Annotated in this window: 15 protein-coding genes; 6 read left to right on the top strand and 9 right to left on the bottom strand. The window is 70.1% G+C overall.

The genetic code is table 11. The features are described from left to right. Positions 1–374, bottom strand: a 374-nt coding sequence (locus tag AB0I59_RS03235) for a hypothetical protein (protein WP_358129492.1), incomplete at its 3' end; no start/stop codon positions are given. A gap of 208 nt (positions 375–582) precedes the next feature. On the opposite strand from AB0I59_RS03235, the gene AB0I59_RS03230 reads away from it, so the two are divergent. The 3 genes from AB0I59_RS03230 (at position 583) to AB0I59_RS03220 (ending at position 3,528) form a co-directional block, all read left to right on the top strand. Then, positions 583–855, top strand: a complete 273-nt coding sequence (locus tag AB0I59_RS03230; protein ID WP_358129489.1) for a hypothetical protein — start codon at positions 583–585, stop codon at positions 853–855. 1,060 nt (positions 856–1,915) lie between these two features. Next, entirely contained in the window at positions 1,916–3,046 is a 1,131-nt protein-coding gene (locus AB0I59_RS03225; RefSeq protein ID WP_358129487.1) for an HNH endonuclease, read from the top strand. A 299-nt stretch (positions 3,047–3,345) separates the two neighbouring features. Continuing rightward, entirely contained in the window at positions 3,346–3,528 is a 183-nt protein-coding gene (locus AB0I59_RS03220) for a hypothetical protein (protein WP_358129484.1), read from the top strand. Between the two features lie 66 nt (positions 3,529–3,594). Here AB0I59_RS03220 and AB0I59_RS03215 read toward each other — a convergent pair whose 3' ends face one another. Genes AB0I59_RS03215 through AB0I59_RS03205 form a run of 3 tightly spaced genes read right to left on the bottom strand, consistent with a single transcriptional unit; the run spans position 3,595 to position 5,807 of the window. Next, on the bottom strand, positions 3,595–4,143 hold the full coding sequence (locus tag AB0I59_RS03215; protein WP_358129481.1) for a histidine phosphatase family protein: 549 nt from the start codon (positions 4,141–4,143) through the stop codon (positions 3,595–3,597). A 15-nt stretch (positions 4,144–4,158) separates the two neighbouring features. Then, positions 4,159–5,316 carry a cation:proton antiporter gene (locus tag AB0I59_RS03210; protein ID WP_061253631.1) on the bottom strand — a complete coding sequence of 386 codons (1,158 nt, stop codon included), beginning with the start codon at positions 5,314–5,316 and terminating at the stop codon, positions 4,159–4,161. Positions 5,317–5,324: 8 nt separating this feature from the next. Continuing rightward, entirely contained in the window at positions 5,325–5,807 is a 483-nt protein-coding gene (locus tag AB0I59_RS03205; RefSeq protein WP_061253630.1) for a cation:proton antiporter regulatory subunit, read from the bottom strand. 173 nt (positions 5,808–5,980) lie between these two features. Here AB0I59_RS03205 and AB0I59_RS03200 point away from each other — a divergent pair, with 173 nt between their 5' ends. Together AB0I59_RS03200 and AB0I59_RS03195 are read left to right on the top strand one after the other, a co-directional pair. Further along, positions 5,981–6,997, top strand: coding sequence for a DUF2804 domain-containing protein (locus AB0I59_RS03200; RefSeq protein ID WP_358129477.1), 1,017 nt, complete (start codon positions 5,981–5,983; stop codon positions 6,995–6,997). Positions 6,998–7,192: 195 nt separating this feature from the next. Continuing rightward, positions 7,193–8,965, top strand: a complete 1,773-nt coding sequence (locus tag AB0I59_RS03195; protein ID WP_061253628.1) for a bifunctional metallophosphatase/5'-nucleotidase — start codon at positions 7,193–7,195, stop codon at positions 8,963–8,965. A gap of 33 nt (positions 8,966–8,998) precedes the next feature. Here AB0I59_RS03195 and AB0I59_RS03190 read toward each other — a convergent pair whose 3' ends face one another. Both AB0I59_RS03190 and AB0I59_RS03185 read right to left on the bottom strand, forming a co-directional pair. After that, the gene (locus tag AB0I59_RS03190; RefSeq protein ID WP_061253627.1) at positions 8,999–10,198 is read right to left on the bottom strand and encodes a UDP-N-acetylglucosamine--N-acetylmuramyl-(pentapeptide) pyrophosphoryl-undecaprenol N-acetylglucosamine transferase; all 1,200 of its coding nucleotides are present in this window, start codon (positions 10,196–10,198) and stop codon (positions 8,999–9,001) included. 75 nt (positions 10,199–10,273) lie between these two features. After that, the gene (locus tag AB0I59_RS03185) at positions 10,274–11,155 is read right to left on the bottom strand and encodes a helix-turn-helix transcriptional regulator (protein ID WP_358129473.1); all 882 of its coding nucleotides are present in this window, start codon (positions 11,153–11,155) and stop codon (positions 10,274–10,276) included. Between the two features lie 45 nt (positions 11,156–11,200). Between AB0I59_RS03185 and AB0I59_RS03180 the strand changes: the two genes are divergently transcribed. Then, positions 11,201–12,976 carry a glycoside hydrolase family 35 protein gene (locus AB0I59_RS03180; RefSeq protein ID WP_358129470.1) on the top strand — a complete coding sequence of 592 codons (1,776 nt, stop codon included), beginning with the start codon at positions 11,201–11,203 and terminating at the stop codon, positions 12,974–12,976. 9 nt (positions 12,977–12,985) lie between these two features. Here AB0I59_RS03180 and AB0I59_RS03175 read toward each other — a convergent pair whose 3' ends face one another. The 3 genes from AB0I59_RS03175 to AB0I59_RS03165 form a co-directional block, all read right to left on the bottom strand. Further along, complete coding sequence (locus AB0I59_RS03175) at positions 12,986–13,822, bottom strand: carbohydrate ABC transporter permease (protein ID WP_228637384.1); 837 nt, start codon at positions 13,820–13,822, stop codon at positions 12,986–12,988. Between the two features lie 3 nt (positions 13,823–13,825). Further along, positions 13,826–14,683, bottom strand: a complete 858-nt coding sequence (locus AB0I59_RS03170) for a carbohydrate ABC transporter permease (RefSeq protein WP_358129467.1) — start codon at positions 14,681–14,683, stop codon at positions 13,826–13,828. A 108-nt stretch (positions 14,684–14,791) separates the two neighbouring features. Then, a complete protein-coding gene (locus AB0I59_RS03165) occupies positions 14,792–16,123 on the bottom strand; it encodes an ABC transporter substrate-binding protein (protein ID WP_358129464.1) in 1,332 nt (443 codons plus the stop codon). Positions 16,124–16,201 lie beyond the last annotated feature (78 nt).

Below are 16,201 nucleotides of genomic sequence, written 5' to 3'. Positions count from 1 at the left end.
ATGACTACGACGACCAGCTCTCCGACGATCCTTTCGACGTGACCGACCTCGACGACAGCACCGACCTCTACGACACCTGCGACGACACCGACGACACTGGGGACGACGAGAAGACCCGGCGCTCCGACGGCCTCCACGACGTCCAGCACGTCAACGGCGAGAAGGACGGCGACGTTGACGACACCGTCACCGGAGCGGGCACTTCCGGCTCTGCCGATCACGGCGACGGCGCCGACCCCTATGACGCGTCCGACGCTGGCGGCGGCCGGGCTGACGACATCGACGCCAGCGCGACCTCCTCCGGTCCCGCCGATCACGGCAACGGCATCGATACGTGTGACCCGGACGGCTCTGGTGATGGCGAGGCTGCCCACACCGACACAAGCGCGACCCTCGCCAATCACGCCGACCATGGCGACGGCATCGATACGTCGGACGCGTGCGGCGCCGGTGGCGGCGACCTCGGCCCCAATGCGAGCCTCAGAGATCCCCTCGGGGGTAGCGACGCCCCTGGTTCCGAGGCGATTCCCCGCAGTCCCGTCCACAACGGCGGCGACGTCTGCACCCCCGAGCCCCGCGACAGTGACCCTGACGCGGGTCCGCCCGCCCCCGATCCCGATCCCGGTCGTGGTCGTGGTCCTGGTCCTGGCCCTGGCGATGGTCCTGGCGATGGTGGCCCCGCCGACCCCGCCCCGGGGTCCGATCCCGATCCTGGTCCTGGTGGTCCCGCCGGTCCCGCCCCAGGGTCTGGTCCTGACACTGGCCCCGGCTCTGGGGACGAGTCCAACGCTGCCCCCACCCCTGGGACCGGTAACCGCAACCTGCAGACGGGCCTGGCAGGCGCGGGCACCATGACAGGAAGCACGAAGAACGAGAACAACACCGCGGCCGCCCCTACGGTCGGGGCGGCCAGGTTCGCGGCCGGGTTCGCGGCCGGTGAGCTACGGGTCCAGGTGTCCACGCTGATGCACCTGGACGACCTGCCCGCCGAACTCGCCGGATGGGGACCCATCCACGCCCAACTCGCACGCCGGCTCGCCAAACGACAGATCGGCGGGGAGTGGCGGTTCGCCATCTGCGACGAGGACGGCCAACTCCTGCACGCCGGGATCACCCGACGCCGCCCCACAGGATGGCCCCGCCACCCCACACCCGCCCCTGCGCCCCGCTCGGCCGATCCAGCACCCACCCCTCCATCCCATCCGGCCGGACCGGGCACCTCTTCCGCGTCTCGCCCGGCTGATCCAGCGGCCACGCCTCCATTCCCTCTGGCTGATCCACCGTCCCCACCTCCATTCCGTCCGGCTGATCCGGGTCCTGCTTCTGCTTCCTGCCCGACTGCCAACCGCGAGCGGGAGTCCGATCCTGTTTCGGCTTCCAGCCCTCCGGCCGTGGGTGGTCGTTCAGGGGCGATCGGGAGAAGGGCGGTCCCTGCCCGCGAGCCGGACACCGAACCGGAAACGGATCCTCGCGGGAGATCCGCATCGACTCGCCGACGCGGGATCGTCGAGCTCCAGCTCCCGCTGTCGCTCCTGCGCGAGCTGCACGCCGACATCTACGCCCAGGGCGGCTGGGCCGCCGTCATCGCCGACATCATGCGCCAATACAGGCAGGCCACAGACCGGACATCGCACCACAGCGGGGTAGGCGACCATGACACCGCACCCCCGCCTCCCGCCCCTACTGCGACCGCGCCCCGGCCCTGTCCACGGCCACGGCTGTGACCTTGATGCCAGCCGCGACCGCAACTGCCGACAGCAGTGCACCCGCCGGCAGTGGCGTGTCCTCCGCGAAAAACGCTGCAACCCATACCACTGACCCACGCGCCGCCGGAGCGAACATCGCGGAGGTAGCCAGCTCTCCGGGAGACGGCGCCGGGGCGGACGGCGCCGGAGGACCGGTCACCGGACGATCGATGGCGGCTGGGGATGAGCGGCGGCGGTTCCCCACAGCCGGGCTGCGGCGACGGATCGAGATCCGCGACAGGGTCTGCTCCCATCCCGGATGCCGTGCACCAGCCGCCCGGTCGGAGATGGACCACACCCGCCAGTACGCCCACGGCGGCCCCACCACCGAACACAACCTCGCCGCCGCGTGCGCGCACGACCACGACCTGCGCGACAACGGCTGGCAGGTCATCCAGACCAGCCCCGGGCACCTGACCTGGATCAGCCGGACCGGCCACCGCTACCCGGCCGAGCCGCCGCCGATCATCGAACCCATGCCCGAACCCTTCGCCCCCAACGGCTGGACCGGCCCCAACGAGCGCGGAGCGGCCAACACCCACCCGGCGAGCGGGCCCAAGGCGTGCGGATGCGAGGTACGTGCCACGGCAAACGGGGCCCAGACATGCGGTTCCGAGACATACGGTTCCGAGGCAGGCGGTTCCGAGACATGCGGTTCCGAGGCAGGCGGTTCCGAGACATGCGGTTCCGAGGCAGGCGGTTCCGAGGCAGGCGGTTCCGAGACAAGAGCACCCGAGGCAAGCGCGTCCACAGCGAGTAGGCCCAAGCCCGGCTCGTTCACAGCGAGCGGGGTCGAGACAGGCGAGCCCGAGACAAGAGGACCCGAGGCAGACGTGCCCACGGCGGGTAGGTCGCAGGCGGGTGCGTCCACAACGGATGGCAGCGGTGCGGGGGGACGGGTGGTCGGCACGCCAGACCTCTCAACCGCTGGCCATGACGGGGACGACGGGGACAGTAAGGGCGGCCGCCAGGTCGGCAGGAGGATCGCTGGCGGGAACGGCGGCCACGTCGGCAGGGAGATCGGCAGCGGGATCGGCAGCGAGGTGGGCGGCGGAGGCCGCAGGGAGATCGTGAGCGGGTTCGGAGGCGGGAGCGGAGCACACGGGCTTGCGGTCAGCGGGTACGGCGCGGGCAGCATCACCGACCCCGCCAATGACGAACTCCCGTTCCTGCCGACATGGACCTACGAACCCGCCTGGTGGGAAGAACCCGATCCTGAACCGCTCCCGGCAGAACGAGAGGGACCTGCCGCTGCGGCCGGTCCACCACCGGACCCGGCCGACGACGTCCCACCCTTCTGAATGCGCAACGCGTAGAAGCACAGCCCGTAGAAGCACAGCGCTGCCATGCCGGGGGGCGCCGGGACGCCATCATCCGTGCGAGAACCAGCGGTCAACTGCCACCTGACGACGGCTCACGGCCCGAGAGCCATGGACCCGGCTGGACGGGTTTTCGCTTTTCGGAGACTTTTACCTCCGCGGGCTGTGACTCGTCGCCCCTGTGGATAGTTGGTCCATTTATGTACGGATCGTCCCTTCGGGCGCCGGACCATGCCGCGTACCGGCCGAGAAGAGATGATCCCCGAAGGCAGGAGTGTTCCATGACTGAGACCGACCCTGAGAGCACCTCGGGCGAGCCTCCGGCTCATCTGCCCGACGACCGGGAAGACGCCGGCGGTGCCGACGCTCCGGCCGGAATCGATCCCGAAGGACCGGCGCCCCACGTGCCCGACGATCGCAGGGGAGCGGCCGGGCGCGGCGCCACTCAGTCGGAAGACGACTAGCGGAGCGGCGCCCCGCTGCCGGAAGACGGGCATCCGGCCGACATGATCCACGTCTCCGACGCCCGGTCACCGAAACCAGGCGGGGACGTGGAAGGTCCAGCCGGGCCGCCAGTCGAACGGCGCGTCGACGAGTTCCTCCAGCGGAACCCCGCTCAGCAGGTGATCCAGCGACCACCGGTTGGCGGAGTGCGCGACGAGCAGGACCCGCGTGCCGTCCCAGCGGACGACGAGGTCGCGGAGGAACTCCCTGGTCTGCTCCACGACGTCCTGGTAGCTCTGCCCGCCGGGCCAGGGGGTGCGGATGTGTTGTGACCTCTGCGCGGCGACTTCGGCGACCGGTCCCCCATTGAACACGCCGTAGTCGCACTCGCGGAGCCGCGGGTCCGGGACGATGGGGATGCCGCCGTCCCGGAACGCGATCTCGGCGGTCTCGACAGCGCGCCGCAGGTCGGACGTGAAGACCACGGCCAAGCCGTCGTCGCGGCGGCGCAGGCCGAGCTCCGCGGCGAGAGCCCGGCCTTGCGGCGACAGTTCGCCGGGGAGCCAGCCGGTCGCGACGCCTGTCTCGTTGTCCGTGGTGATCGAGTGTGTCTCGTAGACGAGCTCGACTCCCACGGACGGCCCTCCGGGTCAGGCGCGGCGTGCGACCGCGGCGATGAGCGGCTGGACCAGGCGGGCTGCCAGGGGACCGAACGCCGCCAGGATCAGGACGTACGCGGCGGCCAGTGGTCCGAGGTCCGGATGGGCCCCGGCGGCGACCGCGAGGCCGGCGATCACGATGTTGAACTCACCGCGCGGGATGAGCGCGATGCCCGCTCGTACCCGGCCCTCTCGGGCGATCCCCGCTCTCCGGGCGGCGTACGCGCCGGTGGCCAGCTTGGTGATCATGCTGACCAGGGCGAGCAGCGCGGCCAGACCGGCGACCGGCCAGATCGCGGCCGGGTCGGTCTGCAGGCCGAAGAAGACGAAGAACACCGCCGCGAACAGGTCACGGATCGGGGAGAGCAACGCCCGGGCGTCCTCGGCGAGTTCGCCGGACAGCGCGATGCCGACCAGGAAGGCGCCGACCGCGGCCGAGACCTGCAGCTTCTGGGCGAGGCCGGCGACCAGCAGGGCCAGGCCGACCACCTTCAGAAGCAGGACCTCGGAGTTGGGGCTGGACACGAACGCCTCGATGACGCGTCCGTACCGCAGGGCGACCAGCAGGACGACGCTGACCGTGGCGAGCGCGATGGCGACGGTGACGGCACCGCCGAAGAAGCTCACCCCGGCGAGTACGGCGGTGAGGATCGGCAGGTACACCGCCATCGTGAGGTCTTCGAAGACCAGCAGCGACAGCACCACCGGGGTTTCCCGGTTACCGATCCAGCCCAGGTCGGACAGCACCTTGGCCGTGATTCCGGAGGACGTGGCGTAGGTGACGCCGGCCATCGCGATCGCCGCGACGGGTCCCCAGCCGAGCAGGAGGGCCGCCACCGCGCCGGGGGCGGCGTTCAGGACGAGGTCGACCAGTCCGCCGCGGAAGTTACCGCGCAAGCTGGTGACCAGCTCGTCCGCGTTGTACTCCAACCCGAGGGTGAGCAACAGGAGGATGACGCCCAGTTCGGCGCCGACCGAGATGAAGTCCTCGCTGGTCGCCAGGGGGAGGATGCCGCCGGTGCCGAAGGCGAGACCGGCGATCAGATAGAGGGGAATGGGAGAGATACCGACGCGCAGGGCGAACGCTCCGAGCACGCCCAGCGCGAGGATGACACCACCGAGTTCGACGAAAAGTATTGCTGTGTGCACCCGCTGCCCTACCCGTTCGCCATGATCTCGGCGACGGCCTCGGTGCCCTCTGAGCTTCCTACCACGACCACCACATCCCCCGCGGCGAGCACGAATTCCGGGCCCGGGCTCGCGATCACCTGCCCGGCGCGCACCACCGCGACGATCGACGTCCCGGTGCGGGTGCGAACCCGCGCGTCTCCCATCGGCCGGCCCGCGTACGGCGTGCCCGGCGCGATCGGCAACTGCTCACTGACGAGCCCCTCGACCTCTCGATGAAGGGCGTTGAGGCGCTGCACGATCCGCGGCGCGCCCAGCAACTCGGCCAGGGCGTCCGACTCCTCGTCGTTCAGCTTGATCGCCTCGCACGCCCGATCGGGGTCGAGGCGGTCGTACACGATCAGGTCCCGGCGCCCCGTACGGTGTGACACGACACCGATGCGCCTTCCTGCCTGCGTGACGAACTCGTGACGCAGCCCTATGCCGGGCAGCGCTGTCTGTTCGACCTCCACCGGTCTCCTTAATTCCGTGCCTGTCCGCGGTTCAACCGTATCAATCCGGACAACCAGTTTCGGGTGACCTGTTGGTGTGTCATTGGTCCCAGACGGTGAATTACATGCCTTCGCCCGGCCGTCGGCGGACCGAATCTTCCTCTGGAACAGATGATCTGGCTAGGCTGCGGCCCATGTCCCCTCATGAGACGTCCACCCACGAGCCGGAGATCACCGCACCGATCGATCTCTGTACCCCCGACGGGCGGCTCAACCCCGCCGCCGTCGGCTGGTCGCGCACGCCGCTGCACCGCTGCAACCTGCGTGGCTGGGGCCGGACCAAACGGTGGGAGTACTGGTGCGTCGCGACGCCGACGCACCTGATCGCCATCACCGTCAGCGACATCGACTACATGGGGCTGAACAGCGTCTACTTCCTGGAGTACGGCGGGCGCGAGTTCAGCAAGACCAGCATGATCCCCTTCGCCCGGGGGGTACGGCTGCCGGCGAGCCTGCTCGACGGGGACGTGGCCGTACGCGGCGCCGTGACCGCCGAGATCGTCCACGAGGAGGGCGGCACCCGCCTGCGCGCCCGCTGCGTCACGCCGGACGGGCCGCTGGAGGCCGACCTGCTGGTCGCCCTGCCTCCCGGGCACGAGACGCTCAGCGTGGTCATCCCGTGGAGCGAGCGCCGGTTCCAGTACACGTCCAAGCACACCGCCCGGCGCGCGGAGGGCACCGTACGCATCGGCGGAACGGCGATCGACTTCGCCGGATGGGGCGTGCTCGACCACGGCAGGGGCCGCTGGCCGTACGACACGTTGTGGAACTGGGGCGCGGCCTCCGGAGAGGCCGACGGGCACGTGGTGGGCCTCCAGTTCGGTGGCAAGTGGACGGCGGGCACCGGCATGACCGAGAACGCCCTGTGCGTGGACGGCAGGCTCACCAAGATCGGTGAGGAGCTGGAGTGGACGTACTCCACCTCGGACTACCTCGCCCCGTGGACGCTGCGGACGCCCGGCTCCGACCAGGTGGACCTGACGTTCACGCCGTTCCACGAGCGGGCCGACCGGACCAACGCCGGGCTGATCTCCACCGAGGGCCACCAGTGCTTCGGCCACTACAGCGGGGTGGTCCGGCCGGACGGCGGCACGCCGATCCAGGTCGACGGCCTGCTCGGCTGGGCGGAACAGGTCCACATGCGCTGGTGACGGCGGCCCGGCTCAGCGGGTGCCCCACCAGCTCCGGGCCAGCGCGTCGAGCGTGGGCTCGTCCGGCACGGGCAGACCGAGGCTGCGGGCCAACCCGGCGACCGGCGGTGGCGTTTCGGAGATCACATCCGGTCACTATGTCCCATTAAGGAAGCTGTGACCACCGAGTAATATCCCGTAACTACTCTCCCTGGCATGTCATCAAACGTCCGGCGGGCGCTCACGACCGGCGCCACCGCCATGGTGGCCCTCGGCCTCGTCACCCCCGCGGCCCTCGCCGCCGCGAGCCCCGACCACACGGTGAAGATCACCGTGATGGCCAGCTCCGACATCCACGGCAACGCACTCAACTGGGACTACTTCAAGAACACCGAGTACGACGACAGCGCGCACAACGACGTCGGCCTGGCGAAGGTGTCCACGCTGGTCAAGCAGATCCGGGCGGACCGGGGAGCGGACCACACGCTGCTCTTCGACTCGGGTGACACCATCCAGGGCACGCCGCTCGACTACTACTACGCCAAGGTCGAGCCGATCACCGAGTCCCGCGAGCTCCACCCGATGGCCAAGGCCATGAACGCCATCGGATACGACGCGGTGACCCTGGGCAACCACGAGTTCAACTACGGCCTGCCGCTGCTGGCCAGGTGGATCAAGCAGATGGACGCCCCGGTGCTGGGCGCGAACGCGGTGTCGGCCACGACCGGCCGTCCCGCCTACGAGCCGTTCGTCATCAAGACGATGAAGGTCAAGGGCGACAAGCCGGTCAAGGTGGGCGTGCTCGGGCTGACCAACCCGGGTGTCGCCATCTGGGACAAGGACAACGTCGACGGCAAGCTGAAGTTCCTCGATCTGGTCACCACCGCGAAGAAGTGGGTGCCGGTGATCCGCGGCCTGGGCGCCGACGTGGTCCTCGTCACCGCGCACGCGGGTGACAACGGCCTGTCCTCCTACGGCACGGACCTCCCGGTGGAGAACGCGGCCGCCATGGTCGCCGAGGAGGTGCCGGGGGTCGACGCCGTCCTCTTCGGCCACGCCCACAACGAGGTGCCGCAGCGTTTCGTCACCAACAAGGTCACCGGTGAGCAGGTGCTGCTGACCGAGCCGAGCAAGTGGGGCCAGCGGTTGTCGGTGGTCGACTTCACCCTGACCAAGCAGCGCGGCCAGTGGTCCGTCACGACCAAGTCGTCCACCACGCTGAACGCGAACACCGTGGCCGAGGACCCCAAGATCGTCGCGCTGATGAAGTCACAGCACGACAAGACGGTGGGCTACGTCAACCAGGTGATCGCCCAGTCCAAGGAGCAGCTGTCCGCGGCGGAGTCGCCGTACAAGGACACCGCGATCCTCGACTACATCCAGAAGGTGCAGACCGACCTGGTGAGCAAGGCGATCGCGGGCACGCCCGAGGCGTCGCTGCCGGTGTTGTCGATCGCCGCGCCGTTCAGCCGCACCGCCGTCTTCCCCGCGGGCCCGGTGAGCGTCCGTGACATGGCCGGCCTGTACGTCTACGACAACACGCTGCTCGGCGTCACGCTGACCGGCACCCAGATCAAGGACTACCTGGAGTACTCCGCGAAGTACTTCGCCCAGGTGGCTCCGGGCGCGCCGGTCGACGTCGCCACCCTCACCAACGCGGCCGGCACCCCCGACTACAACTACGACCAGCTGTCGGGCGTCACGTACGACATCGACATCTCCAAGCCGGTCGGGCAGCGCATCGTCGGCCTCGCCTACCAGGGGCAGCCGATCGCCGCCGACCAGCGGTTCGTGGTCGCGATCAACAACTACCGGCAGTCGGGCGGCGGCGGCTTCCCGCACGTCAAGACCGCTCCGGTGGTCTACAACGCCCAGGTGGAGATCCGGCAGGCGCTGATCGAGTACGCCACCGCCTCCGGCACGATCGACCCCGCCACCTTCGCCGAGGCCAACTGGAAGCTCGTCCGCGAGGGCGTGCCGGTCTTCTGATCCGCGGTCGGCCGACCCCCACGGCGGGTGCCGTCACACCGTACGGTGCCCGCCGTCGCCGGCGTCGAGGAAGCCCACGACGCCGGACTCGTCGAGGATCACCCGGGCGAGCGCGTCGGCGGCGTCGAGACGGCCGAGTGACTTGGCCGCCCACGCCATGGCGGCGCGGTCGCCGGGGTTGCCCAGCAGGGCGTTCAGCTCGGCGAGGAGCCGGTCCGCGCCGGGCTTGTCCTCCAGGATCGCCCGGGCGGCGCCGGACTCGGCCAGGTAGCGCGCGTTCTGGCGCTGCTCGTCCCCGGCGGACGGCACGAGGGGGATCAGGACCGACGGTTTGCCCACGGCGGTCAGCTCGGCGATCGTGCCCGCGCCGCTGCGGGAGACCACGATGTCGGCCGCGGCGAACACGTCGGCCAGCTCGCCTCCGATGTACGGCACCGGGTGGTAGCGCCGCCTCAGCTCCTCCGGAAGGCGGTCGGCACTCTGCGCGAGCTGGCCGATCCAGCCGGCGCCGCACTGGTGCAGCACCTGCGAGCGGGTGAGCAGCGAGGGCAGGATCTCCTCGATCATCGTGTTGATCTGGCGGCTGCCCTGCGCGCCCCCGGTGACGTAGATGAGCGGCAGCCCCGGCGTGAGCCCGAAGTGCTCCCACACGGACGTGGCGTCCCCGTGCACGAGGTGCGGCCGGATGGGGTTGCCCGTGACGACCGCCCGGTCCCGGGCCGATCCGGGCAGGTGGTCGATCGAGGACGGGTGGGTGAGCGCGATCCGCGTGGCGAACCGCGCCAGGATCCGGTTGGCCAGGCCGAGCGCGGTGATCTGCTCGTGCATCACGAGCGGGCGGCCGAACACCCGGGACGCGAGCCCGAGCGGCACGCAGACGTACCCGCCGGTGGACAGCACGACGTCCGGGCGGTATCGGGCCGCGATGCTCGCGGCCTGGATCAGGCCGACCGGGATCCGGAACATGTCGGCGATGTTCGAGGCCAGCTCGCGGAGGTTGGGCCTACGGCGCAGCTTCCCCGCCTTGATCGCCCGGAACGGGATGCCGTTCTCGGCGCTGACGTGGGCCTCCAGGCCGTCGGCCGTGCCCACCCACAAGACGTCGAGGTCGACACCGGCGGCGGCCGCCCGTTCCCGTACCGCCCCGATGGTGGTCAGCGCCGGGTACGTGTGCCCGCCGGTTCCGCCCCCGGTGACGAGCAGCCGCAGGCTTCGTCGGTCTCCGGCCATCATCCCGTTTGTCCTCTCAAGCGGTGTCCACACATTTGCGGACCACCACCTTTCCACGAATGAGGCCGTGGCCCGACATCAGGAACCGGCGGGGCCTCGGGACCGCTGCTCCCTGAACACGCTCGGGGCGACCCCCACCCGCCGGGTGAACAGGCGGGTGAAGTATCCCGGATCGTCGTACCCAACCCGGCGGGCGACCGCGGCCACCCCGAGATCGGTGCCGGCCAGCAGTTCCTTGGCCTGGTTGAGCCGGATCGTCAGGATGTAGTCCTTGGGGCTGCATCCGGCGCTGCGCCGTACGGCGTCGCGGAGTTCGGCGACCCGCATGGACAGCCGCCGGGCGTGCTCGGGCACGGACAGCGGCAGGCAGGCGTCTCCGGCCAGGCTCTCCAGCAGCGGGTTGCCGTTGGGGTCGTGGTCGGCGCGGCTGCGCCGCAGGGTCACCAGCAACTCGTGCACGGCGGCGGAGGTCTCCACCTCCATGTGGGGGCCGCCCCGGCGGCAGGCGGCGGCCATCTTCCTGACGACCAGCTGGGCGGGCTCCGCCGACGACAGCGGGACGACCGCCTCCTCGGGGTCGAGGAACCCGAGCTCGCCGTAGGCGGCGATGGCCGGGCCGGTGAAGTCGGCGAAGCACTCCGACCAGCCCGGCTCGTACGGGCCGTAGTGGTGCTCCACGCCGGGGAACAGCCACAGCAGCACGGGCCCGGCCACGTCGACCGGCGGCCGGCCTCCCCAGGAGAACCAGCCCTGCCCGGACAGGACGATCACGGCGACGTGGTGGTCGAGCACGCGGGGACCGACGGCGGGCAGCCGTCCCCGCTGGGTGCCGACCGCGAGGCAGGCGAGCCCGAGACGCCGGTGGACCGGGCTCGGGGTGAGGTAGTGCCACCAGTGGTCCCAGGGCTCCTGCCCCTCCACCCACGCGATGGGTCCAACAGGACGCCGCGAATTGTCCATGGTCGCCCCACCCCGCCCTCGGCAAGCTCGTGCCCGGGGATCGTAATGAGGCTGGATGACGATCCCGTCACGAATCAAGGGGGATCGTCCGTGAGGAACTTCACGATCGAGGACGGCGGCTTTCGGCTGGACGGCGAGGAGTTTCGCCTACTTTCTGGCGCTATGCATTATTTTCGGGTGCATCCGGACCAGTGGTCGCACCGGCTGGCGATGATGCGCGCCATGGGCCTCAACACGGTGGAGACCTATGTGCCCTGGAACCTGCACGAGCCGCGTCCCGGAACGTACCGGCGCCTGGACGAGCTGGACCGCTTCCTTGAGGCCGCGGCCCGCGCGGACCTGCACGCGATCGTGCGGCCCGGGCCGTACATCTGCGCGGAATGGGACAACGGCGGCCTGCCGTCGTGGGTCACCGGCCGGCTCAGGACGAGCGACCCGGAGTTCCTCGCCCACGTCGACCGGTGGTTCGCCCGGCTGCTCCCCCGCGTCGCCGCGCACCAGATCACCCGGGGCGGCAACGTGCTCATGGTGCAGGTGGAGAACGAGTACGGCTCGTACGGCACGGACACCGCCTACCTGAGGCACCTCGCCGACGCCATGCGCGGGTCGGGGATCGACGTCCCGCTGTTCACCGCGGACGGGCCGGAGGACCACATGCTGACCGGCGGCTCCCTGCCGGGCGTGCTCGCCACCGCCACCTTCGGCTCCGATCCTCTGCGGGCGGTCGAGGTCCTGAGGCGGCACCGGCCGGGCGACCCGGTGGCGTGCATGGAGCTGTGGATCGGCTGGTTCGACCACTGGGGCCGCCCGCGCGTCACCCGCGACGCGGCCGAGGCCGCCTCCGTGCTGGAGCAGTTGCTGGAGGCGGGCGCCTCGGTCAACATCTACATGGCGCACGGGGGAACGAATTTCGGCACGGGAGCCGGGGCGAACCGCGACCTGGAGACCGGCGCCTACCTGCCGACCGTCACGTCGTACGACTACGACGCCCCCATCAGCGAGCACGGCGCTCCCACCGAGAAGTTCCGGCTGTTCCGCGACGTGCTGACGCGTTACAACCCCGCGCCGGAGCCGCCTCCCGCGCCGCCCGTACTGCCGCCCGCCACCGTTCGGCTGACGGAGTCGGCTCCGCTGCTGCCCGCTCTGCCCGTGCTGGCGGGCCCGCCGGTCGTCTTCCCCACTCCCCCGGCGTTCGAGGATCTCGGGCTCGACCACGGCCTGGTCCACTACCGGGTCGAGGTCCCCGGGCCGCGTGAGTCGTACCCGCTGGTCGTGGACGGCCTTCGCGACCGGGCCCATGTCTACGTGGACGGCGTACGGGTCGCCGTGCTCGACTCCGTGAACGAGACGGAGCACCAGGCGGTGGAGGTGCCCGGCCCGGCCACGGTCGAGTTGCTGGTCGAGTCGCTCGGGCGGGTCAACTACGGCCCCAGGATGGGCGAGCGCAAGGGCGTCACCGGCGGGATCAGGCACGAGCGGCAGTACCTCCACGGCGTGACCGCGCAGGCCGTGCCGCTCGGCGACCTGCCGCCCGGGGTCCCGTTCACGCCGGGTACGGTGGCCGCCGCGCCCGCCTTCTTCCGCGGCGAGGTGAAGGTGGACGAGCCCGCCGACACGTTCCTCGCGCTGCCGGGATGGGGGCACGGCTACGTCTGGGTCAACGGATTCTGCCTGGGCCGCTACTGGTCGGTCGGGCCGCAGCGCACGCTCTACGTCCCCGGCCCGCTGCTGCGGACCGGGGACAACGAGATCGTGATCCTGGAGCTGGACGCGGCCGGGGATCCGGTCATCGAGCTGCGCCCGGAGCCCGACCTCGGGTGAGGCCGGACATCACAGCTTGACGCTTCCCGCGGCGAGGTCGGCCTTCCAGAAACGCTGCAGTGACACGAAGGCCAGGATGACGGGGATGATCGAGATGAGGGCGCCCGTGACCACGGCGTCGCGCAGGAAGCCGGTACGGATGCCGTGCCACTTGACCAGGCCCAGGGTGATGGGCCACAGGGCCTGGTCGTTGAGCACCATCATGGGCAGGAAGAAGTTGTTCCAGATCGCTACGAACTGGAACAGGAACAACGTCACCAACGCGGGAGCCATCAGCCGGATCCCCACGGTGAAGAAGATCCGCAGCTCCCCCGCCCCGTCGATGCGGCCGGCCTCAAGCAGCGTGTCCGGAACGGCCGCCTCGGCGTACGCGCGGGCGAGGTAGACGCCGAACGGGCTGACCATGCAGGGCAGCAGCACCCCCCACATGGTGTTCAGCAGCCCGAGCCGGCTCTCCAGGAGGTACAGCGGAAGCGTGATCAGCGGGGCGGGGACGAGGACTGCCCCCATGATGACCGCGAACACGGCGCCGCGGCCGCGGAAGGGGTACTTCGCCAGCGCGTACCCCGCCATGGCGGCGAGTAGCGTGGCGCCGAGCGCGCCCCCTCCGGAGTAGATCAGGGTGTTCAGCAGCCAGCGGGGGTACAGGCCGCCGTCCTGCGACATCACCCGCTCGACGTTGCCGGCCAGGTTCAGGTCGCCGAACCAGAGGCCGGGCGTGTCGAACAGGTCGCCGCCCGACTTGGTGGCGGACACGACCAGCCACCACACCGGCAGCAGGATGTAGACGGCGACCACGAACAGGAACGCGGTGGTGAGCACCTGGGCTCGCATGGACGTTCGCATCGGTCACATCACTCCACGTCGGGTGAGCCAGGCGGACAGCCGCAGGAAGAGGAAGGACAGCGCGCCCGCCAGCAGGGCGAGCACGATGGCGATCGCCGACCCCAGCGCGTAGTCGTTGTTGTCCAGGGCCACCTGGAGCGACCACATCAGCGGCGTGTAGCCCTTCGAGACGGCGGTCGTGACGCCGTTCAACACGGTCGGCTCGTTGAAGAGCTGCAGCGTCCCGATGATCGAGAAGACCCCGGTCAGGATGAGCGACGAGCGGACCATCGGGATCTTGATCGACCAGGCGATCCGCCAGGCACTGGCCCCGTCCATCGACGCGGCCTCGCAGAGCTCCTTGGGGATGGCCTGCAACGCCGCGTAGATCACCAGCATGTTGAAGCCGGTCCAGGTCCACGTGACGATGTTCCCGATCGACCACAACACCACGCCGCCGCCGAGCAGGTCCAGCCCGAACGGGGAGATCTCGGGCGTATAGAGGAACGACCACACGATCGCCGCGATGACGCCCGGAACCGCGTACGGCAGGAAGTAGACGAGCCGGAAGAACCGCTTGAACCGGGCGGCGTGACCGTCCAGGACCAGCGCGAGCACCAGCGCCAGGCCGAGCATGATCGGGACCTGCACGATCCCGAACAGCAGCAGCCGCCGCACCCCGGCCAGGAAAGTGCCGTTCCCGAAGACCGCCGCGTAGTTCGCCAGGCCGGAGAAGACCCGCTCCGGCGTGCCGAACCCGAGACCCGACCGCTTCAGCTTGTACAGGCTCTCGTTGATCGCGTACCCGATGGGGAGCACGAAGAAGACGACGAACAGCGCCCCGAACGGCAGGAGGAAGATCAACGCCGCCCGGTTGGTCACCGCCCTGCCACTCCGACGGGCCGTCTCATGTTGCTGGACTGCCATGTTTTCGCTTTCTGGAGAGGAAACGTCCCGCACGGCGGCGCCGTACGGGACGTCTCACACGACCTAGCCCTCGGTGACGCTCAAGCCCTTGTCCTTGATGGAGGCCACGGCCTTCTCCTGGACGGTCTTCAGCGCGTCGGCCAGGCTGCCCCCCTTGGACACCGCCTCACCCACCGCCGAGTTGAACGCGTCGTTCACGGCCGGGGTCGTCGGGCCCCAGCCGAAGGACGGCGCCACCGTCCTGGCGGCCTCGGAGAAGACCTCGAAGACCGGCTGGTCGCCGTAGAACGGCCGCGGCGACTTCATCGCGGGCAGGGAGGTGCCGTCGGTGGAGGTCGGGAAGAGCCCGCCGTTGACGACCAGGTCGTCGAACGCGGCCTGGTCGGTGGCCAGCCAGGTGGCGAACTCGACCGCCTCCCTGGGGTTCGCGCATCCCTTCAGCACGGCGTTGGGCGAGCCGCCGACGTTGCCGGTGACGGCGGTGCCGCTCTCCCAGGACGGCATCGGCGCGACGGCCCACGCGCCCGAGGTCTTTGGGATCGAGTCCTCCAGCACCTTGGTCATCCACACCGCGCCGACCAGCGAGGCGATCTTGCCGTCGGTGAAGTCCTTGAACCAGGCGTCCGACCAGGCGGACTTGACGTCGACGAGCTTCTTGTCGAGCAGGCCCTGCCAGTAGTTCGCGACCTTGAGCGTGGGCTCGTCGGTGATGCTCACCTTCCACGCGTCACCGGAGGTGGAGAACCAGTTCGCACCGGCCTGCCAGGCGTAGCCGCTGAAGCCGTACATGTCGTCCGGGTTGAACGAGGTGAGAAAGACCTTGGGGTCGGCGGCGTGCAGCTTCTCGGCCGCGGCGGCGAACTCGTCCCAGGTCTTCGGCACATCGATCTTGTGCTTGGCGAAGAGGTCCTTGCGGTAGAACATGCCCATCGGCCCGGAGTCCACCGGCACGGCCACCTGCCGGCCGCCGAAGGTGACCGAGTTGACCGCCCACTGCTGGAATTTGGCGTTCGACTCCTTGGCGTAGTCGGTGATGTCCTCGAGGGCCCCCTCGACGAGGAAGCTGGCCAGGGTCTCGCCGCCGACCTGGGCCAGGCACGGGGCGTTCCCCGCCTTCACCGCGCCGAGCATCTTCTGGTAACCGCCCTTGGCGCCCGGCTCGATCTGGGTGTACTTCACCTGGATGCCCGGGTGGGAGGCGTTCCAGGCCTCGGCCGCCTTGTCGTAGCCGGGCGCCCAGCCCCACCACTCGACGGTCACCGGACCCGCGGACGTGGCCGGTCTGTCCCCGCCGGTGGCGGCGCCGCCACCGCTCCCGCACGCGGCGGCCATGAGGATCGTGGCCACTCCGGCGGCCACTCCGGCGCTTCGCCTCGCCTGCTGTGTGACGCCCATGACGCCTTCGTCCTCCCTCGCCCACGGTGATCCGGTCAGCCGCAACCTTCACTCCGGGGGCAGGGTCCGCTCCATGGA

The organism is Microtetraspora glauca (assembly GCF_040656155.1).
In the GTDB taxonomy this organism is placed as follows: domain Bacteria; phylum Actinomycetota; class Actinomycetes; order Streptosporangiales; family Streptosporangiaceae; genus Microtetraspora; species Microtetraspora glauca.
This window is presented reverse-complemented; position numbering and strand designations above follow the sequence as displayed.